General features: G+C 55.3%; 22 protein-coding genes. 18 read left to right on the top strand and 4 right to left on the bottom strand.

Annotated elements, in window-relative coordinates; translation table 11 throughout:
• The first annotated feature begins 64 nt into the window (after positions 1 to 64).
• From BLU64_RS02550 to BLU64_RS02510, 9 genes are all read left to right on the top strand, one after another.
• The gene (locus BLU64_RS02550; protein WP_139171466.1) at positions 65 to 2,605 is read left to right on the top strand and encodes a fimbria/pilus outer membrane usher protein; all 2,541 of its coding nucleotides are present in this window, start codon (positions 65 to 67) and stop codon (positions 2,603 to 2,605) included.
• Positions 2,606 to 3,358, top strand: a complete 753-nt coding sequence (locus BLU64_RS02545) for a fimbrial biogenesis chaperone (protein ID WP_026742969.1) — start codon at positions 2,606 to 2,608, stop codon at positions 3,356 to 3,358. It begins immediately after the preceding gene.
• A 169-nt stretch (positions 3,359 to 3,527) separates the two neighbouring features.
• Positions 3,528 to 4,565, top strand: a complete 1,038-nt coding sequence (locus BLU64_RS02540) for a fimbrial protein (RefSeq protein WP_083351056.1) — start codon at positions 3,528 to 3,530, stop codon at positions 4,563 to 4,565.
• Between the two features lie 73 nt (positions 4,566 to 4,638).
• Positions 4,639 to 5,139 (top strand): fimbrial protein, encoded by a 501-nt coding sequence (locus BLU64_RS02535; RefSeq protein ID WP_051625519.1) that lies wholly within the window; start codon positions 4,639 to 4,641, stop codon positions 5,137 to 5,139.
• Positions 5,140 to 5,218: 79 nt separating this feature from the next.
• Positions 5,219 to 5,821: a hypothetical protein gene (locus BLU64_RS02530; protein WP_026742966.1), complete on the top strand. Its 603-nt coding sequence runs from the start codon at positions 5,219 to 5,221 to the stop codon at positions 5,819 to 5,821.
• A gap of 138 nt (positions 5,822 to 5,959) precedes the next feature.
• Entirely contained in the window at positions 5,960 to 6,679 is a 720-nt protein-coding gene (trmB, locus tag BLU64_RS02525; RefSeq protein ID WP_026742965.1) for a tRNA (guanosine(46)-N7)-methyltransferase TrmB, read from the top strand.
• A complete protein-coding gene (locus tag BLU64_RS02520; protein ID WP_026742964.1) occupies positions 6,679 to 7,023 on the top strand; it encodes a YggL family protein in 345 nt (114 codons plus the stop codon). Before trmB ends, BLU64_RS02520 begins: the two co-directional genes overlap by 1 nt.
• Positions 7,024 to 7,127: 104 nt before the next feature.
• Positions 7,128 to 7,847 (top strand): YggN family protein, encoded by a 720-nt coding sequence (locus tag BLU64_RS02515; RefSeq protein ID WP_099049256.1) that lies wholly within the window; start codon positions 7,128 to 7,130, stop codon positions 7,845 to 7,847.
• 524 nt (positions 7,848 to 8,371) lie between these two features.
• Positions 8,372 to 11,473 (top strand): autotransporter serine protease, encoded by a 3,102-nt coding sequence (locus BLU64_RS02510; RefSeq protein WP_074727833.1) that lies wholly within the window; start codon positions 8,372 to 8,374, stop codon positions 11,471 to 11,473.
• A 54-nt stretch (positions 11,474 to 11,527) separates the two neighbouring features.
• Here the strand turns inward: BLU64_RS02510 and BLU64_RS02505 are convergent, their stop codons facing one another.
• The 4 genes from BLU64_RS02505 to mutH all read right to left on the bottom strand — a co-directional run bounded on the left by BLU64_RS02505 (position 11,528) and on the right by mutH (position 14,685).
• The gene (locus BLU64_RS02505) at positions 11,528 to 12,568 is read right to left on the bottom strand and encodes an NADP(H)-dependent aldo-keto reductase (RefSeq protein ID WP_026742962.1); all 1,041 of its coding nucleotides are present in this window, start codon (positions 12,566 to 12,568) and stop codon (positions 11,528 to 11,530) included.
• Positions 12,569 to 12,686: 118 nt separating this feature from the next.
• Positions 12,687 to 12,905, bottom strand: coding sequence for a YgdI/YgdR family lipoprotein (locus BLU64_RS02500; RefSeq protein ID WP_026742961.1), 219 nt, complete (start codon positions 12,903 to 12,905; stop codon positions 12,687 to 12,689).
• Positions 12,906 to 13,210: 305 nt separating this feature from the next.
• Complete coding sequence (locus BLU64_RS02495; RefSeq protein ID WP_026742960.1) at positions 13,211 to 13,918, bottom strand: TerC family protein; 708 nt, start codon at positions 13,916 to 13,918, stop codon at positions 13,211 to 13,213.
• 80 nt (positions 13,919 to 13,998) lie between these two features.
• Positions 13,999 to 14,685 carry a DNA mismatch repair endonuclease MutH gene (gene mutH / locus BLU64_RS02490; protein ID WP_026742959.1) on the bottom strand — a complete coding sequence of 229 codons (687 nt, stop codon included), beginning with the start codon at positions 14,683 to 14,685 and terminating at the stop codon, positions 13,999 to 14,001.
• A gap of 689 nt (positions 14,686 to 15,374) precedes the next feature.
• Here mutH and rppH point away from each other — a divergent pair.
• The 9 genes from rppH (at position 15,375) to recC (ending at position 25,649) form a co-directional block, all read left to right on the top strand.
• Positions 15,375 to 15,899: an RNA pyrophosphohydrolase gene (gene rppH, locus BLU64_RS02485; RefSeq protein WP_026742958.1), complete on the top strand. Its 525-nt coding sequence runs from the start codon at positions 15,375 to 15,377 to the stop codon at positions 15,897 to 15,899.
• 11 nt (positions 15,900 to 15,910) lie between these two features.
• The gene (gene ptsP, locus BLU64_RS02480; RefSeq protein ID WP_074727831.1) at positions 15,911 to 18,157 is read left to right on the top strand and encodes a phosphoenolpyruvate--protein phosphotransferase; all 2,247 of its coding nucleotides are present in this window, start codon (positions 15,911 to 15,913) and stop codon (positions 18,155 to 18,157) included.
• A gap of 179 nt (positions 18,158 to 18,336) precedes the next feature.
• Entirely contained in the window at positions 18,337 to 19,203 is an 867-nt protein-coding gene (gene lgt, locus BLU64_RS02475) for a prolipoprotein diacylglyceryl transferase (RefSeq protein ID WP_074727829.1), read from the top strand.
• A 31-nt stretch (positions 19,204 to 19,234) separates the two neighbouring features.
• Positions 19,235 to 20,029: a thymidylate synthase gene (gene thyA, locus BLU64_RS02470; protein ID WP_026742955.1), complete on the top strand. Its 795-nt coding sequence runs from the start codon at positions 19,235 to 19,237 to the stop codon at positions 20,027 to 20,029.
• A gap of 268 nt (positions 20,030 to 20,297) precedes the next feature.
• Positions 20,298 to 20,789 (top strand): prepilin peptidase-dependent protein, encoded by a 492-nt coding sequence (locus BLU64_RS02465; RefSeq protein ID WP_026742954.1) that lies wholly within the window; start codon positions 20,298 to 20,300, stop codon positions 20,787 to 20,789.
• Positions 20,783 to 21,382: a prepilin peptidase-dependent protein gene (locus BLU64_RS02460; protein WP_026742953.1), complete on the top strand. Its 600-nt coding sequence runs from the start codon at positions 20,783 to 20,785 to the stop codon at positions 21,380 to 21,382. The genes BLU64_RS02465 and BLU64_RS02460 overlap by 7 nt, the downstream gene beginning before the upstream one ends.
• Positions 21,369 to 21,821, top strand: coding sequence for a YgdB family protein (locus tag BLU64_RS17115; protein ID WP_235195097.1), 453 nt, complete (start codon positions 21,369 to 21,371; stop codon positions 21,819 to 21,821). The genes BLU64_RS02460 and BLU64_RS17115 overlap by 14 nt, the downstream gene beginning before the upstream one ends.
• A complete protein-coding gene (locus BLU64_RS17110) occupies positions 21,808 to 22,206 on the top strand; it encodes a prepilin-type N-terminal cleavage/methylation domain-containing protein (RefSeq protein WP_074727828.1) in 399 nt (132 codons plus the stop codon). The genes BLU64_RS17115 and BLU64_RS17110 overlap by 14 nt, the downstream gene beginning before the upstream one ends.
• Positions 22,207 to 22,232: 26 nt before the next feature.
• Complete coding sequence (recC, locus tag BLU64_RS02445; RefSeq protein ID WP_026742950.1) at positions 22,233 to 25,649, top strand: exodeoxyribonuclease V subunit gamma; 3,417 nt, start codon at positions 22,233 to 22,235, stop codon at positions 25,647 to 25,649.
• The last annotated feature ends 33 nt before the right edge of the window (positions 25,650 to 25,682 follow it).

The following is a 25,682-nucleotide window of genomic DNA, read 5'->3' as shown; positions in this document are numbered from 1 at the left end:
AATAATTTCTTATTTCTTCCTTTTTCTTTTATGTGTGATGTTAAAAACACACTGGTACATATTGATGGCTAATATGCTGGGAAAGGGAGTCAGAAATAGGCTGAATGGTAATTTTCTATACAGTCTTTTCATAATTTGCTTTTTTTCTAATAGTGTTAAGTCGACGGAATTTAATGCCAGCGTCTTGGATGTCGATGAACGCAATCAGATTGATCTAAGCCGTTTTTCCGATTCGGATTACGTCGTCCCGGACGACTATATGCTGATGATTAAGGTCAATAATAAAATGATTGATCAGCGGAAAGTGAGTTATTTGGCTACCCGCCCTGACGGGCGTAAATCACGCTTATGCCTGGATGCTGAAATCGTAGCAAAACTGGCGTTAAAGACAGAGGCCGAGGAACACATTCACTGGTGGAATGACGGGCGGTGCGCCGATGTGACAGCCATTGCAGGGGTCAAAGTCTCTAATCAGATTGGGATGGGCGAATTGAACATCACCATCCCACAGGCGTGGATGAAGTACAGCAATAAAAATTGGACGCCGCCGGAGCAATGGGATCAGGGAATCGATGGCGTGATGCTCGACTACAGCCTAACGGGCAGTGCGCGTCGAGGTAGCGGTGATGGTGGCTCAGCCCGTTATTTAAGTAGCTATGGTACAGCTGGATTCAATTTCGGGGCGTGGCGCTTTCGCGCAGATTACCTCTATTACATGAACGCCGCTCAAGGCATTCATAGTCAACACTTCTCCTGGGACCAGTTCTATGCCTATCGCCCATTGCCGTTTATGTCTGCCGATCTCAGGTTGGGCGAGATGTACCTCAACACCAACCTGTTCGACAGCTTCCGATTTATCGGCGCCAGTCTGGTCAGTAATGAAAATATGCTGCCTCCTTCGCTACGCGGCTATGCGCCTGAGATTCGTGGCGTGGCCAGGTCTAATGCGACGGTTACCGTTTTGCAGAACGGGCGCGTTATTCACGAAATCACGGTACCTGCGGGGCCTTTCTCTCTGCAGGATCTCAATAGTGGCGTGACCGGAACGTTGGATGTGCGCGTTACAGAAGAAGACGGTTCCGTCACAACATTCAAGACCGAAGCGGCCAGTCTTCCTTACCTGACTCGTCCGGGGCAAGTTCAGTACAAGATTTCTGCTGGACGCCCGTCGGAAAACCAACGTCGCCAAGAAAAACTGACGTTTTCCGCTGGTGAGTTTTCCTGGGGAATGAGTAATGCCTGGTCGTTGTATGGCGGCACAACGTTGTCTGATGGCTATCAGTCCGGTTCTGTGGGACTGGGGCGCAACCTATTCCAGCTGGGCGCGATTTCGGCTGATATCACCCAGTCACGCGCCAGCCTGCCGAACAAGCCGCTGCAAGATGGGCATTCTCTTTCTGTGAACTGGGCGAAGCGCTTCGAGGCCATAGATGGACAGGTGAACTTCACTGGTTCTCGTCTGTTTGAACAGACCTTCATGGGGATACCTCAATATCTCTACACATTAAATGACAGTGAAAACCAGTACCACAGCGAAAAAGAACGTTACGTCGTTACATTATCGAAAAGTTTCAACGTTGAAAGGCAATGGTTGAATGACCTGTCTACCTACCTGAGCTACACGCAACAGACATTCTGGAATGAGAAGCCGCAGCACCGTTACGGCATTTCCCTGAGCACGTATTTGGATCTGGGGCCGTTCAAGGGCGTCTCCCTTGGGGTGTCCGCTTGGCGCTCCCTCTACAATGCGAATACGGACGATAGCATTTATCTCAATCTCACCTTCCCTTTACGTGACCGCGAACGCGTTGGTTACGGCCTGAGCAGCTATGGCGGTACGGTGGCCCAGACGATGACTTACAGCAACCAACAAGATTTGAACCGAAGCTGGAATTTGAGCACGCGCTACGACGCCACCAGCAAGGGCTACATCAGTGGGACTTACAACTACACCGCTTCGGCGACCAACGCCAGTATGGGGCTGGCCTGGCAGCAAGGGGGGTACACCTACCTCAACGGCTCCCTCATGGGGGGCATTACTGCGACGCGTCATGGCGTCGCAGCCCATCAGAAAGGCATCAATGGTGGGACGAGAGTGATGGTGGATGCCAACGAGGTGGCGGGTGTGCCGTTCTCCAACGGCAGCGTGGTCACCAACGCGTATGGATTGGCAGTGATTACCGGAGCTAGCAGTTACTTAGATGTCCAGACCCTGGTGGATGTACAGCATCTGCCAGAAGACGCTGAAGCCTTGACCACTATTGTCCAAGGTACGCTGACCGAGGGCGCTATTGGCTACCGCAAATTTGAGATCGTGAGCGGCAGTAAAGTGCTTGGCATGCTCAGGCTACCAGACGGTCGTGTTCCCCCCTTCGGAGCGACAGTCTTTAACGCCAGCGGACGTGAGGTCGCGATGGTGACAGAAGAAGGCCAAGTTTACCTCACCGGCGTCTCCGCCAATGAAGAATTGACGGCTCGATGGGACGGCGAAGCGCAGTGTCGAATGACTTTACCTCACACATTGACCGGCCTGGAGTCCCTGCTATTGCCTTGCCTGCCGTCCCCCACAACGAACATTACGAATACAACAAACGGAGAAGAGTGAATGAAACAACATTGCCATCTCAAGCTGGCAGCCGCGCTGCTGGCGTGCACCGTGATGTTTCCTCCTGTCTTACAGGCGGCGATCAACCTTGACCGGACAAGGGTGGTTTTCGACGGAGCGGAACCATCCAGCACAGTCACACTGACTAATGAGAACGGGACCCATCCTTTCCTGGCGCAAAGCTGGCTGACAGATAGCGAACACCGAAAGATCTCGGCCCCTTTGATGGTGTTGCCACCGCTTCAGCGGATCGAAGCTGGGGGTCGTACTCTAATTCGTGTGACGAAAACGTCGGGGATCGATCAACTGCCGCAGGATAGGGAGTCACTGTTCTATCTAAATGTGCGGGAGATCCCGCCAAAACCGGATAAGGCCAACGTGCTGCAGATTGCCGTGCAGTCGGAAATTAAAGTGTTTTATCGGCCGCAAAACATTAAGCCGGTGAAAAACGAGGTTTGGCAGCGAAGACTTAACATCCGCAAGTCTGGTCAGCAGCTTGTGGTGGAGAACCCTACACCTTACTACATTACCGTAAGCAATATTCAGCGCCACTCTGGGGAGAAGGTGGCGCCCTCTCTTCTGAAGAACCGAGCTTTTATGATTGCGCCGAAGTCAACCCTCAGCGTCGACATCAAAGACCCGTCGGTGCGAGAGTTCTCGCTGTTCTACGTCAATGATTTCGGCGGCCATCCGGAGCTGCGCTTTTCCTGTCAGCAGGCGACCTGTTCTTTAGTCGAAACGCGCACGCACTGAAGCCGAAAGCGAAGATGACCAACGCCTCGATGGCGGGAGCACTGACACTGCCCGAATGAACTTAGCGGCGCAATGTCGGTGCTCACGCGGGGGATGCCGCGCGACGTCTCATTTCTCGCTAAACATGTAGAAGTGGATACGTCGGCGAATGTATCGAATAGGGGAGAGTATGTTCGGATTAGTGACTTCCGTCGCGCGATGCTGCCTGCCATGGTTCTGCTGCGGCATGCTGTTGATGCTGGCTATGCACGCCTCCGCGCTGGAATGTAGGAAAGATACGATCAATGGGCCCGTGTCCGACAGTGAAGATATCGGCTCGCTAAAGATCCCTTCCACGTTGCCAGTGGGAAGTCGCCTGTGGACGTCAAAAATCTACCGCCGCAACCTGGCCTGTTGGGCTTATAAAAGTGTGAGGCCGAACGGCGAATACGCCTACTTTTACCCCAATCCAGGCGGAGAGGTGGTGGGGGCAGGGATCGGCATTGGCATTATCTACAACGGTCAGGATCTTGGCGTGATCTCTCGTGGGGGAGGCAGCGGCTCGCGGGTGTCGACCGGGCGATTTATCGCGCCGGGGCCGTCCGGTAGCAACCCGCCGAGAAATCCCACCATGATGCCGACCACGGTGCAGTTGTATCTGGAAAAAATCGGCGATATCACCAATAGCAGCTTGGGGGCGGACTCTCTTAGCGTATTACAGGTAGATGGCGAACTGGGCATCAACAATAAACCGTACAGTAACTATGTTTTCCGTCTGTCCGGGCTGAGAAACATTGAGGTTATCAAGTGCTCTGCCAACGTGACCGTATCGCCCAACGGGTATATCGATTTCGGTACGGTGCAGGCATGGAGCAGCGCTTCCGCGGGCGTCGTGGCTCAGCAAAACTTCCAAATCAGCGCCTCGACCGACGGCGGCGAAGACTGCGGAAAAGGGTTCGATCTCACCGTGAACTTTGATACGGCTTCCAGGAACAATACGTTGGCAACGGCTGACGGTATGGATATGGGAAATGGCTCCATGCTGAAAATTGAAGACAACGAAACGGGCAATAATATCGTCTACAATCAGTTTATTAGCTTCATCAACGGATTGAAACCGGCCAGCGGCACGGTGGAAAAGCAATACACCGCCAAGCTGTATGCGTTCGATGAGGCGGTGCCCGGCGAGGTTGAGAAATTTATCGTCTTGCGTTTCAACTATGACTAGGGCTGGAACGAGGGCGATACAACGCCGAGCCATCATTCGTCGGACCGTTAGTGGAGTGCTATGGGCGCACGTGATGTCGTTAGCTGCCAGCGCTTCTGCCGTAGGTAGCGCGAAATCGCAGGACTACGTTTATGACGTAGGGTTCCATGTGCGGGTGGTGGACTCGCCGTGCGTGTTGCGGTCGGACTCTGAAAATATTGATGTGGACATGGGGGAGGCGTCGGCGCGCGCCTTGCAGACCAATCAAGCGAGTGAGTGGCGAGATTTCTCGATCATGCTGACGCAGTGCAGCACGGAAACGCTGCAGGATGTCGTGGTGAGTTTTTCCGGAAAGGAGAATACCGCGCTGGCGGGACGATTGGCGATTGATCCCGCGTCAGCAGCGAAGGGGGTTGCCATCGGCATCTATCGTGCCGACCAGTTGATGCCGCTCAATGGCAACACGGGAAAGATCCGCTTACTCGAAGGCGACAACCGGCTGGATTTTCGCGCTCGGTTAGAAAAGGTTGACAACGAACCGTTGGCCGCGGGCAGCTATAGCGCGACCGCGCATTTCACGCTGAGCTATCAATAAGCGCAGCCGTTATTTATCTGCATTCGTTCGGACTGCATCTGCATCCGACGATTCGCCTGCACATACTTGGGAAAAGGTTATGAGCCAGATGAACTTATTTTTGGTGACGTCATGTTATTTGTATTACCCCGCAGTAGAGCACGCGTTGAACGAATATGGACGACCACAGGAATATTTACTGGATTATCTGCTGGTAAAACCGGATGAAGACGTCATTACTGACATACCGGACTGGTCGAGCGTCGAACGTTTGATTTTCATTTTGCAGGATATCGGCGATCTGGTTCGTTTTTTGCGTTTTGCCTCCGATATTAGTAATAGCTTGTATATGAATAAGGAACGGCTGCTCATTATCGGGAAAGGCAATCTTCTGAAACTGTTGTCGATGTGCTACCACAATATCGACTCGGTGCTTTTCACGCTGGACGGCTGTTCAATGCATGAGCTTGGGGTTTTTCTCAATGAGCGGGTTTATTCGGGGGGCAGTGAAGCGCGAGAGCGAATCAAGTCTCGACTGGCGCGGGGAGAAATGTGGGGTTTTATCAGTTTGCTTTCCGGTCGTTGCGCCAGATATGAGGCAGAAGAAACGAATAAAAGTGTCAAAACCCTGTATGCCCAGCGGCATAAGTCACTGGTTAAACTCAATTGCCGCAAACATCGCGATATATACTCGTTACTTTAAACGAGATGGCCCGCCGATAGCCCGCCTCCTCGCGTCCCGACAGGGGAGAAACGACCGTCGGCAGATAGGAAAGAATTTTTCATAGGTATCCATTATACTGCGCGCTTGTTTCATAACCCCTGACAACGTGTAAGCACTATGAGTAATAACGTCATCTCCCCGGAATTTGATGAAAATGGTCGTCCTTTACGGCGTATTCGCAGTTTTGTTCGTCGCCAGGGGCGATTGACCAAAGGGCAACAACAGGCGCTGGATAGCCTGTGGCCGGTAATGGGCGTGGAGTATCAGGACAACGCACTGGACTTTGTCTCGCTGTTCGGACGCGATGCGCCGGTCGTGCTGGAAATCGGATTCGGCATGGGCGCCTCGCTGGTCACGATGGCTGAACAGCACCCGGAACAGAACTTCCTCGGCATCGAAGTGCATCTGCCTGGCGTGGGGGCTTGTCTGGCGTCCGCTCAGGAAGCCGGCATCGATAACCTGCGCGTCATGTGTCACGATGCGGTGGATGTGCTGGATAATATGATCCCCGCCGGATCGCTGGCGATGGTGCAGCTGTTTTTCCCGGATCCGTGGCACAAGGCGCGCCACAACAAGCGACGCATCGTTCAGCCGCCGTTTGCCGAGCTGGTGCGCAGCAAACTGACTATCGGCGGTGTATTCCATATGGCGACCGACTGGGAACCTTATGCTGAGCACATGCTCGAAGTGATGGGGGCGCTCGACGGTTATCGCAACCTGTCCGACAGCCAGGACTATGTACCGCGTCCGGCGTCACGCCCGTTAACGAAATTTGAAGCCCGTGGCCAGCGTTTAGGCCACGGTGTTTGGGATCTCATGTTTGAGAGGAAAGAGTAATGGCGATTAATCGCAGCCGACGTTTACGTAAAAAGTTACACATTGAAGAATTCAAGGAACTGGGTTTCTCAGTCAGCTTCCGTTTCGCGGAAGGCACGTCTGTTGAAACTATCGACGGGCTGCTGGATCGCTTTGTTGACGATGTTATCGAACCCCGCGGTCTGGCTTTTGAAGGCAGCGGCTACCTGCAATGGCAGGGGCTGGTTTGCCAGCAGAAACTGGGCAACTGCACGGACGAACACCGTCAGCTGGTCAAAGAGTGGCTGGAATCACAGCAGCTAAGCGACGTGACCGTCAGTGAGCTGTTCGATATCTGGTGGGATCTGCCGCCCAACCTAGGCTAAAGCGGAAACGCGTGGCGGTAGGTCGACGGATTTCATCATCGGTCTTGCGCCTTTACGGCTATTATTGAGGCGCCTGTTGGGCGCCCTTTTTTTCAGGAGTCACTATGTTGTTGCGTAATCTCGTCTTCGGTGCACTGATTCTATTCACCTGGCAGGCGCGGGCGGAGTATCAGTGCCCGGTTCAGCCGCAGGATGACATTTTCATCACGCCGCAAAGCGTGAAGGTTGTGGGCGCCAGCGGTAACCTAACGTTCTCGCCGGAAGGGGATGTGGTCAAAGATAGCCAGACGCTGACCCTGACGTCGGAACAGCGGCGTCAGGCCCGAGAATATCAGGCTGAACTGCGCGAGCAGCTGCCGTGGATAGACGCGGGCGCGCAACAGCATCTGGAAAAGGCCCGTCAGTCGCTGGATAAAGTCATCGTTCAGCAACTGGGGAGCGACAGCAATGTCCGTGGCCGTCTGACCACGCTGAATACCCAGCTTAAACAGCAGATGGACCGCATCATTGAGCACCGTCCCGACGGATTGGTTTTCCACCATCAGGCGATCAAACAGGTGGAGCAGGATGGTCGCCAGATTGTGCAGCAGACGCTGGGCGGCGTACTGCAAGACAGCCTGAACGAGATGGGCGTCAAACAGATGGCCAACGGCGGCGGCAATCCGTTGCAGGCCGTAATGGGTAATCTGGGCGGACTGCAACAGGCGATCCAAACGGAGTGGAACAATCAGGAAATGGATTTTCAACGCTTCGGACGCGATGTCTGCCAGCGTGTGACCGGTCTGGAAGAACAGCGTAAAACATTGCTTAAGACGCTGCCTTAACGGGTTAAAGACGACGGGGCTGCTGGCCCCGTTTCTATTTTTGCTTATCGTTATGGGACTTGCCGCCCTCCGGCTTTTCATCTCCCCACTTCATTAACTCCTCCCTTTTTTCCTTTGTATGGCTGTTTCGCTGCCTTATCTCATATTGTAAGGATTTCGTCAGTAAAGTGTCTTTTTCTCGTTATTGAATGGCTTGTTCTTCCCTATAATGGCCGCGGCAGCGACGGGATGGCAGGGAGACTGCGGCGTGTGAAAGGCAATTTCGTTGGTGGCGGACCATCGCCTCATCGCCTTCGCGTAACGCGACAGATTCCTCTGGCTGATATCGGGTGATGTACGCCTTCCTTCGCTGAGAGGGGGCCGTTCATGACCAGCATATCGCATCACGTCATTTCTATTTTTACGGCAACCGCCCGGCGGCGCGCCCCACTCAAGGTGAGAACGCCTGGGGCGGTCATGTAAACCGCCGCGTCCGGAGTCAATCCGCGCGTCACCATGAGTCAACATTTGACAGGGAATTGTTTATGAAGGGAATTCGCAACCCGCACCGTGCGGGCGACAAAGACAAACACAGTTGCAGACTGACGCCGCTGGCCTGTTTGGTCACGTTGTCATTACTGTTGCCCGCATTTTCCGCCGGGGCGGCGAGCGCCGATGCCTTTCGCACTCGGGAGTATCAGTACAATGGCCCCGCGCTGGACGCGATGTTTGCGGCTGAGGCTTACTCGCTGGGATACAGCGGCGCCGGAGCCACGGTGGGTATTATCGACAGCCAATCTGACTTGAGCGGACCCGAATTTCTGGGGCGCGTGGCTGAGGGCACCCAGTGGATATCCACGCCGGACGAATACGACAGACATGGATATGCGGTAGCCGGCGTCGTGGGTGCGGCAAAAAATAATGTCGGCATACACGGCTTGGCCTATAACGCCAATATTTTGTCTCTCGGCGTCGACTTAACGACCTCGAGCGTGGCAAACGCGCTGGCGACCATGGCGCAGTACCCCGAAGCGAAGATCGTTAACAACAGCTGGGGCTTTAATATTTATCCCGATCAGCTGTTTTCCTACGATGCGGACGTTCAAAGCGAGCTATTCGACACCTGGATACCGGGGTTCAAGGAGCTGACGACGCGCAATGCGGAGCAGGGGCAATTGCTGGTTTTCTCCGCCGGTAATGAGGGGCATTTGACGCCGACGCTGCTGTCAGCATTGCCTACCGTATTGGATATGACCGGCTTCGAGAACAAGATTGCCAACAACTGGATCAGCGTGATGTCTTTCGACTCGAGGCAGCCGACGACCAGCGCTGCGTTTATCGCTTCGTTCAGCAACCTTGCGCAAGGGGCCACTGAATACAGTTTGCTGGCGCCGGGCGTCGATATTTATACGACTTACGATCGGACCTATTATTCTTCGCTCAGCGGCACGTCATTCTCCGCCCCCTATGTGGCGGCCGTGGGCGCGCTGGTCAGCGAGGCTTTTCCCTACCTGACAGGCAAACAGTTGGCTGATGTATTGCTGTCTACCGCAACGCCTCTGAGCGGCGCGCGGCTGCCGCGGGCCGTGGTGCTGGCGCGTAACAACGTCGACAGCGCGCTCAACATGACGGGCGTAGAGCTTAAAGTGTATGCGGCGACGGGCGGCATTACGTTTAGCGACGAGGAAATGGCCGCACTGGTGAACTCCCTCAAGCTCAATAATCCGTTTTACAGCATGAGTGACGACGACGTGCAGGCCGCGATTCTGGCGGCCGCCGCCGATAGCACGATGACCCTGATGTCGCAGGAGGATTATCAGGCGCTGTTCGGTCAGGGGATCGTCAATGCCTATAAGGCGGTGCAGGGGCCGGCGAAACTCGACGGTAAACGGCTGACGGACAGCGATCTGAGTTCGGACGCCTATGGCGGACGGTATGCGCTGTATAGCGTTGATACTCAGGGGTTCGACAGCACCTGGAGCAATGATATCGCTCAGGTACGCAATGCTGATACGGGCAGCGCGTTGTACGATCTGGACGTCGGTTTACGCAAGCAAGGGGACGGCACGCTTTACCTGACGGGGGCTGACGTCTATCGCGGTCCGACCGTTGTTGAAGGCGGAAGACTGGTCGTGGCGAAAAACGCCGGAGGCAGCGGGAGTCTGGCGGGAGACGTCTGGGTTATGTCCAGCGCGGTGCTGGGAGGACACGGCAAAATCGGCGGCTCTGTCACTATCGACGCGGGCGGCATGTTGGCCCCCGGTACTTCCGTCGGTACGTTAACCGTCGGCAACGTTCGTTTCGCGCCGGGATCGATCTACGACTTCGAGATTGATGCGCAAGGGCACTCAGACAGGCTTATCGTCGAGCAAAATGCCAGTCTCGCGGGCACGGTGCGGGTGATTAATCTACGTCGCAGTTCCCTTGGCACGCGCTATACGCTGCTTGATGCCAGCGGCTCGGTATCCGGTCGATTTGACGAACTGGTGCTCGGCGGCGACGGGAGCGCATCTGCCGATGCCCCGTTTCTTACCGACGTCTTGGGGTATGGCGACCATGCCGCGTGGCTTGAAACGGTGCGCAACGCCCGACGTTTTAGCGATGTGGCGGCAACAAGCAATCAGCATTCGGTGGCCGACGCGCTCGACAGTCTCAACGGCGGCGCGGCGTACAGCGCCATCGCCAACGTGAAGTCGGCCGATGCGGCACGCGATGCTTTCGATAACCTCAGCGGCGAATTCCATGCGGCTGCGCGCTCGGCCATCGTTCAACGTAGTCAAAACGTACGTGATGCGCTCAACGGCGCGATGCGTTCCCGTCACGGCGAGCCGCTTTGGCTGACGACCTGGTCTAACGATGGGCGATTATCGGGTGAGGCTGGCGAGGCGGCGGTGGACCATCAGGGCTACGGCTTCCTCCTGGGCGGCGGCGCTCAGATGGGCGAGTCAAGCGCGTTGGGCATCGCGGTCGGCAGCGAAAAGAGCCGGATCAGCATGGGTGAAAGAGCGTCTCGCGCGAATGTGACCGCCTATCATGCGGCGCTCTATCTGGATGGCGAGCTGGCGGGAATGGATTGGCGCACCGGTATAAACTACAGCTATCTGGATCTGTCGAGTCAGCGCACGCTTCACATACCCGATCTGGAAGGCAAGGCTCGCGCGAACTATCACGCCCATCAGGCGCAAGGCTTTATCGAGAGCAGTCGGCGTTTTTCCATCACGCAGGATTCGGGGTTGGAACCCTATGCCAACGCGGCTTACGTGTGGCTACAGACGCCGGGCGGACGGGAGTTCGGCAGCGAAGCGGCACTGGGATGGAATACGCAAAATAGCGCTTCGGCTTTTTCGACGCTGGGACTGCGCGGCGATATGCGTTTCACCGCCGTTACACCCTTCTCGTTATACGGGGATATCGGCTACCAGCGTCGTCTGAGCGAACGAAATCGTTCGGCGCGGTTGCACTTCACCCACGGGGGAGATGACTTCAACGTTGATGGCGCGGCGACGCCGAAAAATGCCGTATTGATGCACGCCGGACTGGCGGCGGACCTCAGTGATCACGCCCGCCTGTCCTTGGGATATCAGGGAATGCACGGAAGCAAAGTCCGCGACGATGGCGTAGGTATGCGGTTCAGTGTGACGTTTTGAGCCAGTATCGGATATTAACAGGGCCGATACTGGCCCTGTTGTGACGCAAGCGCGTTACGGGGCAGGAAAGGTGAAGCGCTGGTGGATGGCTTCCAGCTCGTTCAACACGTCTTCACCCAGCGTGACCGTCAGGCTCTCCAGATTTGTGCGCAGCTGTTCAACGGAGGTCGCGCCCAGCAAGGTGCTGGCGACGAAGGGTTGTTGTCGGACAAACGCCAACGCCATCTGCGCCGGGTCTAGCCCGTGGCGCTGCGCCAGCGCGACATATTCTGCTATGGCCTGCTCGGTGTGCGGCCCATTGTATCGAGTAAAACGGCTGAACAGCGTGTTACGCGCGCCTGCCGGTTTGGCGCCGTTCAGGTATTTACCTGTCAGCGTACCGAACGCCAGCGCGGAGTAGGCCAGCAGCTCCACCCCCTCGTGCTGACTGATTTCGGCCAGACCGACTTCAAAACTGCGGTTGAGCAGGCTGTAAGGGTTCTGGATCGAGACGATACGCGGCAAGTCATGTTTTTCCGCCAGTTGCAGATAGCGCATTACGCCCCACGGCGTTTCGTTGGAGACGCCGATGTAACGAATTTTCCCGGCCCGAACCTGCTCGTTGAGCGCTTCCAGCGTTTCGAGCAGCGTCACAGCCGGTTTGTCGTCGTTATAGCTGTAGTTCAGCTTGCCGAAGAAATTGCTCTGGCGCTGCGGCCAGTGTAACTGGTAAAGGTCGATGTAGTCGGTGTTCAGACGCGTCAGGCTGTCGTTGAGGGCTTCACGGATATTCTTGCGATCCAGCGCCTGCTGAGGACGGATGTTATGATCGCTGCCGCGTACCGGGCCGCTGACTTTCGAGGCAATGATCAGTTTTTCGCGACCGCCGCGCTGCTTAAGCCACGAGCCGATGTAGCTTTCGGTCAGCCCCTGCGTTTCTGGCCGCGGAGGAACCGGATAAAGTTCGGCAGTATCAATTAGGTTTACCCCGGCTGCAATGGCGTGATCCAGTTGGGCGTGAGCGTCGGCTTCACTGTTTTGTTCACCAAAGGTCATGGTGCCCAGTCCCAGCTCGCTGACTTCTAGAGCAGTATGAGGGATACGATGGTATTGCATTGTGCCAGCTTCCTTTTTATTTGAAGAGGAGCAGGTGCGTTTGAAAACACCTTCAATTGACTATAAACCAAGCCTCGTCAAGGTGGAAAGCCTCTTGGCGCAACATCGTCATTTAGCCTTAGCGTTCGACGACCTGCGAAATATCATTGTTGTCGATCGCATGCTTGTGCCCGTCCTCATCCGTGAAAATCATCAGGCCCGTGCTTTCATCAACCTGAGGTTTGCCTTTGGTCAGTAGCACCTGACCTTCTTTGGTGGCGACGACATAATGGCTGGAACAGCCGGCAATTAGGGTGATGACGCTGAACGCCAAAAGCGTTTTCATGATTGATTGCATAGGGAGTTACCTACTGTTAACGGCAATAGTTCGAAAAATTAAGGCAAGTTTAGCAAAGGAAGTAACAGGTTTTATTGGGATTTATGGAAAGAAGAGCCAGACAAAATGTAAAAAAATTAGTCGGCGAAGAGTCTTCATTGATAAGGAGGGATCGCCAATGGTGCCGGCTTCTTTCTCGTGCACCGCAGCGCAGGTTATAGCGGCACCGGTTGCTTTGAAAAAGATGCCTCCACGATGAGTTGGAGGCATCTTTTATCAGAGGACTTTCGCATGGAAAACCCCTGACGAAGCGAGTATCACTGCTGCTAAGCGGCTTTCTTTCCACGCAGCAGGTTGAGGGTTTCCACCGTCATAGAGAAGAACATGGCGAAGTAGATGTAGCCTTTAGGCACATGCACATCCACGCTTTCAAGAATCAGGGTGAAGCCGACCAGAATCAGGAAGGACAACGCCAGCATTTTGACCGACGGATGGCGCTCGACGAACTCGCCGATGGGACGCGCGGACAGCATCATCACGCCGACGGCGATCACAACGGCGGCCATCATGATAAACAGGTGATCGGACAAACCGACGGCGGTGATGACCGAGTCAAGACTGAAAATGATGTCCAGCAGCATGATTTGCACGATGGCGCCAAAGAACGAATGCACCTTTGAGTCATGATCTGCCGAGCTGCCTTCAATGGATTCATGGATCTCATTGCTGGATTTCCAGATAAGGAACAGACCACCGAAGAACAGGATGAGATCGCGGACGGAAATGGCTTGATCCATAATGTAAAACAACGGGTTGGTCAGTTTTATCACCCAGGCGATAGAGGCGAGCAGCCCCAGACGCATCAACATCGCGCCTAGCAAACCGATCCGGCGCGCTTTATTTTGATGGTGTTTGGGGAGCTTGGCGACGATCAGAGACAGGAAGATGATGTTGTCTATGCCGAGAACGATTTCAAGAATGGTGAGCGTGCCAAGCGCCAGCCAGGCATTAGGATCCGCAATCCAGTCAAACATTTTATCAATTCACCTTAAATAAAACACAAGCGATAATTATAGTCTGCCCTCTGTCGTTGCAGGCTAGTAAAGAGTGGCCATTAAAGCAGAAAGTGGCGAGCAAGCAGAGGTCCGGTAAAGGTTTTTTTAAGATAAAAACCTCGCGGCAGCGTCATGATCGGCTGTCCGTGTTCGCCCACCGCTTCCGTGAGAGCACGGCTGTTCGCGGCTTTGGGGCGTAGCTGCAGCACTTCGCCGTGCCGTGCCGTGATGCTTTCCACCTTGCCCAGTACGATCAAATCCATCAGTTCTTCCCAATCCTGACGCAGCTGTTCCTCTTCCTCCGGGCTGGGGCTCCACAGCAGCGGTGCGCCGATGCGACGTTCGCCCAGCGGAATTTGCCTTCCTCCTTCCACCGGCATCCACAATACCCGGGTCAGTTTATGGCGAACATGGCAGTGCTCCCAGGTGACCCCGCTGTTGCCTGTTAATGGCGCGACGCAGACAAAAGTGGTCTCCAGCGGGCGTCCCCGTGCATCGATAGGGATCGTTTTCAGCTCCACGCCAAGCTCGGGAAAATCTTGTTCCGGTTTGCTGCCAGCGCTGGCGCCCAGAAAACGCTCAAGCAAAATGCCGGTCCACCCTTTGTCCCGCTTTAAGTTTGCCGGCAACGGCAGTTCAGCAATCGCCGCGAGTTCAGCCAGATTATATCCGGCGAGTGACTGGGCGCGCTGCAGTAAATCCAGCTCATCGAGAGGTGGATCGCGGTGGAGAGCAGGGGGCTTCATAAGTTTTCCAGACTGTTCAAAAAAGAAACAACCCCGTTAGGGGAAAGTTTATAGTGGTTCCATTTATAAAATGAAAATAATAATAGCATGATTACGCAGCGGTTTTTTCTATGTGGTCTCGAGGTAAAAAAGGGGCAAGGAGACTTGTTCACGATAAGCCACCGGGAATGAACAGGATTTTACACCCTGTTATCCACAGATTTTTGGGATAAACAGGATCATTCTGGAGCACTGTTTCCATTTACAGCCTTGACGAGGGCTTTATTTGCTGGTTTTGCTGGTTTTTTGGCATAAAACGGGAGGGGGATTGTGGATAAGCTCTAAGTAGTGTGATATTTCGCCACTTTGGAAAAGACTGAAATCTGTGCAGTGTTAGGGGTGGGGAATAAACGGTAGAAAAGTAATTTAACTCTATAAATTACAAGAACTATTTTGAGTGTTTTGGATGGGGTGGTGGAACGTTGAAAACCGGTTTGCGCACTTTCTTCAGGATGTTCTTCACAAAGATGTCCACAGAAAAAGTGAATAAACCGGTGATTTTAGCGGGGTGATGTTTATAACTTTGATTCAATCTGTGGGTTATCGGTCTCTTATTATTAAAGAAGACGATGATAAGCAGGAGTTTACCGTCTGCCGGGAGTGTGAAACAATCAGGTTATCTTAGCATTTCAGTTTATCGAGGTAGTCCGGTGATCGATGATGATGGCTACCGCCCGAATGTGGGTATTGTAATTTGTAATCGGCAGGGGCAGGTGCTGTGGGCCCGCCGCTACGGCCAGCACTCCTGGCAGTTTCCACAGGGGGGGATCAACCCTGGTGAAACGGCGGAACAGGCGATGTACCGTGAGCTGTATGAGGAAGTCGGACTGCGTAAAAGGGATGTGCGTATTCTGGCTTCGACTCGAAGCTGGTTACGCTATAAATTGCCAAAACGTTTGGTGCGTTGGGACACAAAACCCGTCTGTATCGGCCAGAAGCAAAAATGGTTTCTGTTGCAGTTAATGTGCAATGAATCTGAGATCAACATGCAAAGCAGCGGTACGCCGGAATTCGACGGCTGGCGCTGGGTTAGCTTTTGGTATCCGGTGCGACAGGTCGTCTCCTTTAAACGCGACGTCTACCGACGGGTCATGAAGGAGTTTATCTCCTCAGTGATTCAATTACAGGAGCATTCGGCCCGGTCGCCATCCAGTCCCCGACGTAAGAGAGGATAATTCAGCTCACCATGCTTACGCGCCTGCGAGAAGTCATTGAAAAAGTCGCCGCGACGGCGCAGTTACCGGATGCGCTGGATATTTTGGTCAGCGAAATTTGCCTGGCGATGGACACTGAAGTTTGTTCTATTTACCTGGCTGACCACGATCGTCATTGCTACTACCTGATGGCGACTCGGGGGTTGAAAAAACCTCGCGGTCGTCCTGTCACCCTCGCCTTCAGCCAAGGAATTGTCGGATTGGTCGGCGAACGCGCCGAACTCATCAATCTGGCCGATGCCCAAAGCCACCCCAGCTTCCAATTCATTCCTGCCGTTCGGGAACAGCAATTCCGTTCTTTCCTCGGCGTACCAATTATTCATCGGCGTCAGCTGCTGGGCGTTTTGGTCGTGCAGCAAAGGGAACTGAGACAGTTCGATAAAAACGACGAATCTTTCATGGTGACGCTGGCGACGCAGATGGCGAGCATTCTGTCCCAGTCTCAAATCAAAGCGTTGTTTGGGCAATACCGGCAAACGCGGATCAACGCGCTGGCCGCCGCACCGGGCGTGGCGATCGCCTCCGGCTGGCAGGACCGTAGTCAGCCCTCGCTGGAGCAAGTTTTCCCTGCGTCCAGTCTGGATAGCGATCGTGAGCGTTCGCGCCTGCTCTTGGCGATGGAAAACGCTGCCGCGGAGTTCCGTCGTTACAGCAAACGCTTCAGCGCCAGCGCGCAGAAAGAAAGTGCCGCGATTTTCGATCTCTACTCCCATTTGCTTAATGACGCCCGGCTAAAGCGAGAGCTGAGCCAGGAAGTGGATACCGGAAGTTCGGCAGAGTGGGCGGTCAAGGTGGTCATCGAGCGATTTTCCGCGCAATTCGCCTCGCTGCAAGATACTTATCTGCGTGAACGTGCCAGCGACCTACGCGCGCTGGGGCAGCGGCTTCTGTTTCATCTGGACGATAGCATTCAGGGTACGGCACAGTGGCCGGAGCGCTTTATTCTGGTGGCGGATGAACTGACGGCGACGCTGCTGGCCGAACTGCCGCAAGACAGGCTCGCCGGGATCGTCGTTCACGAAGGCGCCGCCAACTCGCATGCCGCAATCTTGGTCAGGGCTATGGGGATCCCTACCCTGATGGACGCGGATATTCAGCCGGCTTTGTTACATCAGCGGCTGCTGATCCTTGACGGCTACCGCGGTGAATTACTGGTCGATCCCGAGCCGGTGCTGGTACAGGAATATCAGCGCGTACTGGATGAGGAGTTGGAGCTCAACCGGCTGACGGAAGATGACGGCAATCGCCCGGCCATGCTGAAAAGCGGCGAGCGGGTGCGGGTTATGCTTAATGCCGGCCTCAGCGCCGAGCATGAAAAACGCTTCATCAATCAGGTGGACGGCGTCGGCCTGTACCGCACGGAAATTCCCTTCATGGTACAAAGCGGATTTCCCTCAGAGGATGAGCAGGTGGCGCAGTATGAAAGCATGCTGCGCCTTTATCCTGAAAATCCGGTCATGCTGCGAACGCTGGATATCGGCGCCGACAAGCCCTTGCCCTATATGCCAATTAGCGAGGAGAACCCGTCTTTGGGATGGCGAGGCATTCGCGTGACGCTCGACCAGCCGGAAATTTTCCTGATTCAGGTGCGCGCTATGCTGCGCGCCAATGCGGAGCTGGGCAATCTGCATATTTTGCTGCCGATGATCAACAGTCTGGATGAGATCGATGAAGCGCGTCGGCTGATCGAGCGCGCGGCGAGGGAAGTCGCGGAGATGTCGAATTGCACGCAGCCCCGACCGCGTATCGGGATTATGATAGAAGTCCCCTCGATGCTGTTCCTGCTGCCTCATCTCAGTTCGCGCATTGATTTCGTTTCGGTGGGAACGAACGACCTCACGCAATATCTGCTGGCGGTGGATCGCAACAATCCCCACGTTGGCTCTCTGTACGACAGCCTTCATCCCTCGATGTTGCAGGCCTTGAATCTGATCGTCACGCAGTGCCGCCAGCAGCGTTTGCCGGTGTCGGTCTGCGGGGAGATGGCAGGGGAGCCGATGGGCGCATTGTTGCTGATTGGCATGGGTTATCGTTCGCTGAGTATGAACGGACGCAGCGTGGCGCGTATCAAGTATCTGCTGCGTCACATTGAGCAGGACGAGGCGGGGCGGCTAGCGGAAAAAGTGCTGACGGCGCAGACCGCCACCGAGGCGCGACAGTGGGCGTCGCTGTTTATTGAAGAGCGAGGCCTGGGCGGCCTGATCCGCGGCGGCCGATGACGTTGCGTCACCGCAAATCATGAAGCGATGTTTTACAGATCTTTTGCTGCAACACCGCCATGAGCCCCGATACGTTATGCTATTATGCGCAACCGCGAAATGCGGCAGGCGTTCCTCCGGTTTTCCTGCCTTTGGCCGAGCCCGTAATCAGGGACAAAACAACGAGAATGTGGTGATTGATGACGACGAACTATCTGGAATTTCCTCAATTTGATCCGGTAATTTTTTCCATCGGTCCTGTATCGCTGCACTGGTATGGTCTGATGTACCTGGTTGGTTTTGTCTTCGCCATGTGGCTGGCGGTTCGTCGAGCGAACAAACCGGGCAGCGGCTGGAAGAAAGACGAAGTTGAAAACCTGCTTTATCAGGGGTTTCTCGGCGTGTTTATCGGCGGTCGCGTGGGATACGTGCTGTTCTATGCTTTTTCCAGCTTCCTGGAAAATCCGCTGTACCTATTCAAGGTCTGGGATGGCGGCATGTCGTTCCACGGCGGTCTGATCGGCGTGATTGTCGTCATGCTGTGCTTCGCCTACCGCACCCAACGTCATTTTTTCCAGGTCTCCGACTTCATTGCGCCGCTGATCCCGTTCGGCCTTGGCGCGGGGCGTCTGGGCAACTTTATCAACGGTGAACTCTGGGGGCGCGTGACGACCGACACGCCGTGGGCGATGCTGTTTCCCGGTTCGCGCGGCGAAGACGTCGTGCTGGCGGCGACGCATCCGGAGTGGCAGGCTATTCTGAATCAGTATGGCGTGTTGCCGCGTCACCCATCGCAGCTGTATGAACTGCTGCTGGAAGGGATTGTCCTGTTTATCATTCTCAATCTCTTTATCCGCAAACCGCGCCCTATGGGCAGTGTGTCCGGCCTGTTCCTGATCGGCTACGGCATGTTTCGTATCATCGTCGAGTTTTTCCGTCAGCCGGACGCGCAGTTAGGGCTTTTCAGCGGCATCATGAGCATGGGACAAATCCTGTCGATTCCGATGGTGCTGGCAGGCCTTCTGATGATGATTTGGGCTTATCGCCGTCAGCCAGCCCGGCAGTGATGGCAACGATTCAATTTTTAAATGAGGTAGTATGAAACAGTATCTGGAACTGATGAAAAAAGTGCTTGATGAGGGGACGCCAAAAGACGACCGCACGGGCACGGGTACGCTGTCGATTTTCGGTCATCAGATGCGTTTCAATTTACAGCAGGGATTCCCGCTGGTCACGACTAAACGCTGTCATTTGCGCTCTATTATTCACGAGCTGCTGTGGTTCCTGAACGGCGATACCAACGTCGGTTATCTACATGAAAATAAAGTCTCCATTTGGGACGAATGGGCCGATGACAATGGCGACCTGGGGCCGGTGTACGGCAAGCAGTGGCGCGCGTGGGGCGCGGCGGATGGCCGTCAGATCGATCAGTTGGAAAGAGTGATGACCCAATTGAAGCAGGATCCGGACTCCCGCCGTATCATCGTTTCCGCCTGGAACGTGGGCGAGCTCGATCAGATGGCGCTGGCGCCTTGCCATGCGTTCTTCCAGTTTTATGTTGCTGACGGTAAGCTCTCTTGTCAGCTTTATCAGCGCTCGTGCGATGTCTTTTTGGGGCTACCGTTCAACATCGCCAGTTATGCGCTGCTGGTACATATGGTGGCGCAACAGTGCGATCTGGAAGTTGGCGATTTCGTTTGGACGGGGGGGGATACGCACCTGTATAGCAACCATCTGGAACAGGCGAATTTACAACTGACCCGCGAGCCGCGTCCGTTGCCGAAATTGATCATCAAACGTCGTCCCGCCTCCCTGTTTGACTATCGTTTCGAAGATTTTGAAATCGAAGGTTACGATCCGCATCCGCCAATTAAAGCGCCTGTCGCGATCTAGTCGTTCGTTTGGGGCGTGAGCGCCTCTTTCCCTGCCGCCGGCGGCATCGCTCGTTATCGCCGGCGTTGATATCAGCGTCCTTGGTTACTCATAAAATATCCTGTGGGCGCTTCGCCGACAGGTTTTTTTATGTCCGCGACGGTTTTTGCGAACCGCTTCGCATTTAAAAAGTAATAAACTGTTTTCGCTTCAAAAAATCTACGCGGCGCTGCGCAAAGCCGATACCATTTTGCTGTCGGAAATAGGTATTGTCGCTACACTGAGCGACATGAAAAAGTGCAATGGATGGCAACAGGGGTTCACCCTGCTGGAGTTAGTGATGGTAATTGCGGTGATATCACTCCTGGTCGGCGCAGGGCTACACAGCTGGTTGGGATATCGACAGGCGATGTTGCTGGAGCAGAATGCCCGGCAGTTGCTGAGCGTAGTGGGGCGGATACAAACGCAGGCCAATTGGCGTAACGAAACGCTGATAGCACGGATACAGCGTGTCGGTGAGCGTTGGTGCGTAGGGCCGGGAACATCAAGCAGCGACTGTCCGGCGGGCAGCGCGCTTTTTTTTATCCCGACATCCCGCGACGTTGAGCTGGTTGACGCTACGGCGCAGCAGTTTGCCTTCTTTGGTCTGCGTCACACGGCTCAATCGGGCCATTTGACCTTGGGTAATGCGGCGGGTCGTATCCGATTGGTGCTCTCCGTGCGCGGAAGATTAAGGTTGTGCAGTGAAGGACGGTCGCTGTTGGGTACCCCTTTATGCTGACGCCGGATAAAAAATGTCGCTTCTGCGGTTTTTCTTTGCCGGAAGTCATGCTGGCGCTCGGTATTGTCAGCATCATCATTCTCGCAGTCGTACAGCTATTTGCTGTACTGAACAAGCAGAGCCAGCAGGGACTTAACGCGTTCCGTCTTGAGCAGACGCTCAGTCAGGCTTTATCTGTTATCGAGAAGGATATCCTTCGCGCGGGGTTTTGCGCCGGGAACTGCCGGAGCGAGGCGATTACGTTGAGCTCCGACAGCGTGAATCCGGCCCAGAGTTGCCTGACGATATCGTACGACGTGAACCGTAGCGGTCACTGGGATCCCGGTGAACGGTCTGAGGGCGAATTTTTCAGCTACCGCCTGCGCAACGGCGCTTTGGAGGTCCAGACCGGCTACGCCCGGTGCCGGGGAAAGCGCTGGGATAAATTCTTCGACCCAAATGAGGTGACCATTACCGGCTTTCATGTCTCTTCACAACAAGGCAGTCGAGGGACCTTATATCTGCTGGGGCTTTCGGGCTACTGGACCGACAGACCGCACATTAAACAGCAGGTGCAGCGATGGGTCGGGAGACGCAATCATGATGCCGTCTAAACGTCACCAGTCAGGCAATGCCCTGATGATCGTTATGGTGCTGATCTCCCTTGGCGTGTTACTGCTGGTCGGTATGCAAAAACAGCTGGAAACATGGATAGAACAGGGCAAGGACGAGCAGCATTATTGGAAAGCCTACAACCAGGGGCTGTCGTCTCTTGAATGGGGCATCAGCCAACGTTGGCGGGATAACGGGGATGTATGGCAGTGCCGTACGCTCTCGATGGACCATCTGCGGGTGTGTCTGCATTTATCTCCCTCAGGCAATCAGGGCATACTGCGCGGTGAGGGGCAGTTGGAGGTGGATACTCCGCCGCTCAGGTTGTATCAACGCGTCGCGGCGCAGACGATCGACGGAGCCGTGCTGCTGCAGGCGATGTCGCAAGGATGGCTCGACTTCTGCCCGGAACCGGAGGCGCGTTATTGTGTCGTTCATTAAGAAGTTATCGTTCGACGGAAATCAAAGCGGGTTCAGCCTGCTCGAAACGCTGATTGCCGCAGTGCTATTCTCAGTTTCTCTGACCGGATTATTGCAATATCATTTAATACTTCAACGGTCATTACAGTACCAATGGCAGCAGCGTCAGGCCTGGCGGTGGGTCAATGAGCAGCTAGAGGCGCAGGACGCAGGCGTGCCCGTTCAAACCGTCACCGCGTCATTGCCTGAAGGCTGGACCAGTTCATTGAACGTGCAGCCTTATGGCCCGCAATGCCAGCGGGTCACGGCCGCCGTGGTGACGCCGCGGCACTATTCCGCCTCGCTCACCCGTTGGCTTTGTTATCCGCTGACGGAAACTGAAGAGCCAATCTCGAATACATCATAATCGGCATCGAACGGTCAGGAGTCACCATGTTCACGGTTTACCACTCCAATCAGCTGGATATATTGAAGGAGCTGACGGCGGCGCTGATGCAGCAGCAACCACTTACCGACCCTTTCCAGCCGGAAATGGTGTTAGTGCAAAGCCCGGGTATGGCGCAGTGGCTCCAAATCGAACTGGCCGAAAAATTTCACATCGCCGCTAATATCCAATTTCCTCTGCCGGGCGTCTTTTTGTGGGACATGTGTCGGCGTCTGATCCCCGAAATCCCCAAGGAGAGTGCCTTTAGCAAGGAAGCCATGAGCTGGAAGCTGATGCATTTGCTGCCCCAGCAGTTGGATGACCCTGCTTTTGCTCTGCTGGCCCACTATTTGGAAGAGGATGGCGACGATCGCAAGTTGCACCAACTGGCCGGGCGCACGGCTGATCTGTTCGATCAATATCTGATTTACCGCCCTGACTGGATTATGCGTTGGCAGCAGGGGCTAGATGTGGATGAGGCCGGAGATGCCCAGCAATGGCAGGCGCCGCTCTGGCGGCGGCTGGTGGAGTACACGCAATCTCTGGGACAGCTTGAATGGCACCACACTATCCTCTATCAGCGATTTATCCAGGTACTGGAACAGGCGGAAAACCGTCCTGCCGGACTGCCGGATCGCGTATTTATCTGCGGTATTTCCGCATTGCCGCCGGTCTATTTGCAGGCGTTGAATGCGCTGGGCAAACATATCGACGTACACCTGTTGTTTACCAATCCTTGTCGCTATTATTGGGGCGATATTCAGGACGAGACGTCTCTGGCTCGTCTGAAAGGACGCCAGTGGCGCTTGTATCAGAATCGGCGGATAACGTCTGAAAGCCGGCCGTTATTCCGCGATCCGGCGCGTGCCGAATCCCTGTTTAAAGATGATGGCGAGCAGAATGTAGGTAACCCGCTGCTGGCCTCATGGGGCAAGCTTGGGCGTGACAATTTGCATCTGCTGGAGCAGTTGGATGAGACGAACGGCGTCTCTGCGTATGTGGATATTGACGCGCAACATCTGCTTAGCGCGCTACAGCGGGATATTCTGGAGCTGGAAGATAGCCGTCTCGTCGCGACCGGTGAGAAGAGCGAAATTACACAGCCGCCAAACAGTAGCGTAGAAACGAAACGCCGCAAACGGCCGCTGATGCCGGGTGATCGCTCGGTATCCGTTCATGCCTGTCACAGTCCGCAGCGTGAAGTGGAAGTGTTGCATGACCAACTGCTGGCGATGATGGCGGACGACCCTGAGCTGATGCCGCGCGACATCATCGTGATGGTGGCGGACATCGATAGCTATTCGCCGTTTATTCAGGCGGTATTCGGCAACGCGCCGGAAGATCGCTATCTGCCGTTTTCCATTTCAGATCAGCGCGCGCGTCATGCGCATCCCGCCTTGCAGGCGGTGCTGACACTGCTGGAGCTGCCGACCAGCCGATTTATGGCGGAACAGGTTTTGGCGCTGTTGGAAGTTCCGGCGCTGGCGAACCGATTCGGCATTCACGAAGAGGGGCTGAGACGCCTACGGCTTTGGGTGACGGAGTCCGGCATTCGCTGGGGGCTGGATGACGACAACGTTCGGGAGCTGATGCTGCCGCCGACCGGCCAGCACACCTGGCGCTTCGGCATCACGCGTATGCTGCTGGGGTATGCGATGGACAGCCATGCGGGAGACTGGCGGGGTGTGCTTCCCTATGACGAGTCCAGCGGGCTGATCGCCGAACTTGCCGGGCAATTGGCGGACTTGCTGATGCAGCTGAGTCAATGGCGGCAGCGTTTGCAGCAGCCGCGTACGCTGGAAGAGTGGCAACCGCTGTGCCGCCAATTAGTCGATGATTTCTTTTTGCCGGACGGCGACGCTGAAGCGGCGTTGACGCTGATCGAGGAGCACTGGCAGCAGATCATCAATACCGGCATGCAGGCGCGCTATCCGCAGCCCGTGCCCGTCGCGCTGTTACGCAGCGAGCTGGCGGGCAGGCTCGACCGGGAGCGGCTCAGCCAGCGTTTCCTGGCTGGCGCAGTGAATTTCTGTACGCTAATGCCTATGCGCTCAATCCCTTTCAAGGCGGTCTGCCTGCTGGGGATGAACGACGGCGTTTATCCGCGTACGTTGCCGCCGCTGGGGTTCGACCTGATGTCGCGGCACCGCCGCCGCGGCGATCGCAGCCGGCGGGAAGATGACCGTTATCTGTTTCTGGAGGCGTTGCTGTCGGCGCAAAACCGGCTCTATATCAGCTATATCGGGCACTCCATCCAGGACAATAGCCGGCGCTTTCCCTCCGTACTGGTCAGCGAACTGCTCGACTACATCACCCAAAGTTACTGCGTGCCGGGCGATGAATATCTGGACGGTGATGTCAGCGCAGAGCGTCTTTTGGCAACGCTCTGCTGTGAGCATCCGCGGATGCCGTTCGATGCGGATAACTTTATCGCTGAGGGCAGGCCGCAGAGTTTTGCCGCTGAGTGGCTGGCGGCGGCAGGGCGTGAAGGCAAAAGCCAACCGCCGTTCGACCTGCCGTTGCCGGAGCAGCACTACAGCGAAGTGACACTGGATGAACTGAAACGTTTCTATCGTCATCCTGTCCGCGCGTTTTTCCAACTGCGTCTCGGCGTGAATTTTGTGCTCGACGATCAGGAGCTACGTGAAGAGGAGCCGTTTTGGGTCGATCACCTCGATCGTTATCAAATGAATACTTTGCTACTGAACGAACTGATCAACGATGGCGACGCGGATCAGCTGTATCGGCGTATGCGTGCGGCCGGGACGCTGCCTTATGGCGCCTTCGGCGAGCTGTATTGGCAGACGCAGATGGATGAAATGCGCAATCTGGCGGCTCGCGTGCGCGAAGAACGGCAGTTGGCGCTGTTGGACAGTCAGGAGCTGGATATCACGCTGGACGGCGTGCGCGTCACCGGCTGGCTGACGCAAATTCAGCACGACGGCCTACTGCGCTGGCGTCCCGGTAAAATTTCGCTGGTGGACGGCATGATGCTGTGGCTGGAGCATCTGGCCTACTGTCTGAATGGCGGACAAGGCGAAAGTCGGATCTATGGACGCGACGACAGCGGCTGGCGTTTTCCCTCACTGAGCGAGGCGCAGGCGCGGGAATGTCTGGCATTGATGATTCGCGGCTATCAGCAGGGAATGAATCAACCGTTGCTGCTGCTTCATCGCTCCGGCGGCGCCTGGCTGAACGTCATTTACGATCGTAAAAGCGACAGCCTGCAGACCGATGAAGCCGCCCTTAATAAGGCGCAGCAAAAGCTTCTGGAGGCGTGGCAGGGAACCTTCAACCTGTCAGGCGAAGGGGAGGATTATTACCTGCAGCGCATCGTGCGGGAGATGGACAGTGAAAGGATTGATCAGGTGACGGCTGCGGCGAAGACATGGTTACTCCCCGCCGTTCGGTTTAATCAGTTTTGAACAGTAGCGGGGGGGATGACGCGAAGGAATGGA

Source organism: Lonsdalea quercina, assembly GCF_900107885.1.
In the GTDB taxonomy this organism is placed as follows: Bacteria; Pseudomonadota; Gammaproteobacteria; order Enterobacterales; family Enterobacteriaceae; genus Lonsdalea; species Lonsdalea quercina.
Note: the sequence above shows the minus strand (reverse complement) of the source record. Positions and strands in the feature narration are given on the sequence as shown.

Coding starts and splice junctions, on each gene's coding strand:
- BLU64_RS02550 (WP_139171466.1), top strand. CDS start 65: ATGGCTAATATGCTGGGAAAGGGAGTCAGAAATAGGCTGAATGGTAAT.
- BLU64_RS02535 (WP_051625519.1), top strand. CDS start 4,639: ATGTCGTTAGCTGCCAGCGCTTCTGCCGTAGGTAGCGCGAAATCGCAG.
- BLU64_RS02545 (WP_026742969.1), top strand. CDS start 2,606: ATGAAACAACATTGCCATCTCAAGCTGGCAGCCGCGCTGCTGGCGTGC.
- BLU64_RS02495 (WP_026742960.1), bottom strand. CDS start 13,918: ATGTTTGACTGGATTGCGGATCCTAATGCCTGGCTGGCGCTTGGCACG.
- BLU64_RS17115 (WP_235195097.1), top strand. CDS start 21,369: ATGATGCCGTCTAAACGTCACCAGTCAGGCAATGCCCTGATGATCGTT.
- BLU64_RS02515 (WP_099049256.1), top strand. CDS start 7,128: ATGTTGTTGCGTAATCTCGTCTTCGGTGCACTGATTCTATTCACCTGG.
- trmB (WP_026742965.1), top strand. CDS start 5,960: ATGAGTAATAACGTCATCTCCCCGGAATTTGATGAAAATGGTCGTCCT.
- thyA (WP_026742955.1), top strand. CDS start 19,235: ATGAAACAGTATCTGGAACTGATGAAAAAAGTGCTTGATGAGGGGACG.
- BLU64_RS02540 (WP_083351056.1), top strand. CDS start 3,528: ATGTTCGGATTAGTGACTTCCGTCGCGCGATGCTGCCTGCCATGGTTC.
- BLU64_RS02520 (WP_026742964.1), top strand. CDS start 6,679: ATGGCGATTAATCGCAGCCGACGTTTACGTAAAAAGTTACACATTGAA.
- BLU64_RS02465 (WP_026742954.1), top strand. CDS start 20,298: ATGAAAAAGTGCAATGGATGGCAACAGGGGTTCACCCTGCTGGAGTTA.
- ptsP (WP_074727831.1), top strand. CDS start 15,911: ATGCTTACGCGCCTGCGAGAAGTCATTGAAAAAGTCGCCGCGACGGCG.
- BLU64_RS02500 (WP_026742961.1), bottom strand. CDS start 12,905: ATGCAATCAATCATGAAAACGCTTTTGGCGTTCAGCGTCATCACCCTA.
- lgt (WP_074727829.1), top strand. CDS start 18,337: ATGACGACGAACTATCTGGAATTTCCTCAATTTGATCCGGTAATTTTT.
- BLU64_RS02505 (WP_026742962.1), bottom strand. CDS start 12,568: ATGCAATACCATCGTATCCCTCATACTGCTCTAGAAGTCAGCGAGCTG.
- BLU64_RS02530 (WP_026742966.1), top strand. CDS start 5,219: ATGAGCCAGATGAACTTATTTTTGGTGACGTCATGTTATTTGTATTAC.
- BLU64_RS02460 (WP_026742953.1), top strand. CDS start 20,783: ATGCTGACGCCGGATAAAAAATGTCGCTTCTGCGGTTTTTCTTTGCCG.
- recC (WP_026742950.1), top strand. CDS start 22,233: ATGTTCACGGTTTACCACTCCAATCAGCTGGATATATTGAAGGAGCTG.
- mutH (WP_026742959.1), bottom strand. CDS start 14,685: ATGAAGCCCCCTGCTCTCCACCGCGATCCACCTCTCGATGAGCTGGAT.
- BLU64_RS02510 (WP_074727833.1), top strand. CDS start 8,372: ATGAAGGGAATTCGCAACCCGCACCGTGCGGGCGACAAAGACAAACAC.